Origin of the sequence: Candidatus Nitrosarchaeum limnium BG20, assembly GCF_000241145.1 — an archaeon.
GTDB classification, from domain to species: Archaea; Thermoproteota; Nitrososphaeria; order Nitrososphaerales; family Nitrosopumilaceae; genus Nitrosarchaeum; species Nitrosarchaeum limnae.
The window spans coordinates 1-1,034 of sequence record NZ_AHJG01000081.1; the positions used below are offsets into that span (position 1 = coordinate 1).

Below are 1,034 nucleotides of genomic sequence, written 5' to 3' on the forward strand. Positions count from 1 at the left end.
TTGACCTTGCTATTATTATATTAAAATTATCTTTTCCTAAAAGAAAATATACTCACTATTCTCACTTGGTTCACATTATACCTAAAAAACGGTGAACATACAATTTTCTATCATCACTAGCGTCACTAACAAAAAGAGGTTAGAGTCTAATTTCCATAGAGGATCACTAGCCCACCCATTACTTCTAGAGCAAAAATATCACCAGTGAAATGAATCCTATTGCAGATACAATTAATCCTGGTTTTGTTGCATTGTTTTCTTTTCTTTGTTTTATTGAATGAACTACCTCTATTGTTGCAGAAAGTGCAAATGGGATGATTAAAGTTTGAATAATTATTTGGATTAATAGAGAAAATTCTAAAATGGTAGAATCAACATCTTTCATACTAAACACGGCCTGACTTTTGCTGAGTCATTATCCCCAAAAGCACCAGTAAACCTGCAATGACTGTAGCGTCAATCTGAATGAGTTGGTTACTTGTTAATGCCATTTTTAGTTAAACCTTATTTTGAGTTAAAATCATGATTTTATTTCAACACCGTTTTCTTTTCTTCATTGCTAAGTGAATTTTTTAATCTCATCAGATTTCCTATAGTTTTCCAGATATTGGTGGTATAGTGTTTTCCACTTGTCAGAATTGGAGTCTACATTTTTTAATTGAAATTTATCTTGAAAACCAATTTTTGTATTGTACTCTATTTTACGCCTATATGGTTTTGATTCATACATAGAAATTTCACCCCAAGAATAGTATCCATAATTCTTTTTTTGTGCAAATTCTACGTAGGCCATAATTTCTGGATTTTTCTTAACATGTGTAAGCACCCACACAAATCCAGGTTCAGCAAAATCTTGAGATAAAACTTTGGTATTAACTAAAATACATACTGCTTGTACCTCGTTTAAGAAATTTTCAAGAATCCTGTCTTCTAATTTTCCACCATTGATTTTTAGAATATGGGCAGGAGGATCTTGCACCATAGCATTTATGATTAATTTGGCATCTTCGGAATTGTATAATCGTTCATTTAAT

2 protein-coding genes are annotated in these 1,034 nt (G+C 31.3%); both read right to left on the bottom strand.

Going from position 1 to position 1,034, the window contains the following annotated elements; translation table 11 throughout:
• Positions 1-184: 184 nt before the first annotated feature.
• Positions 185-385, bottom strand: a complete 201-nt coding sequence (locus BG20_RS02535; protein WP_010190519.1) for a hypothetical protein — start codon at positions 383-385, stop codon at positions 185-187.
• A 174-nt stretch (positions 386-559) separates the two neighbouring features.
• Positions 560-1,034, bottom strand: a 475-nt coding sequence (locus BG20_RS12340; protein ID WP_010190520.1) for a hypothetical protein, incomplete at its 5' end; no start/stop codon positions are given.

What these genes read in the sequence shown, in the direction of transcription:
- BG20_RS02535 (WP_010190519.1), bottom strand. Translation starts at nt 385, where the DNA reads ATGAAAGATGTTGATTCTACCATTTTAGAATTTTCTCTATTAATCCAA.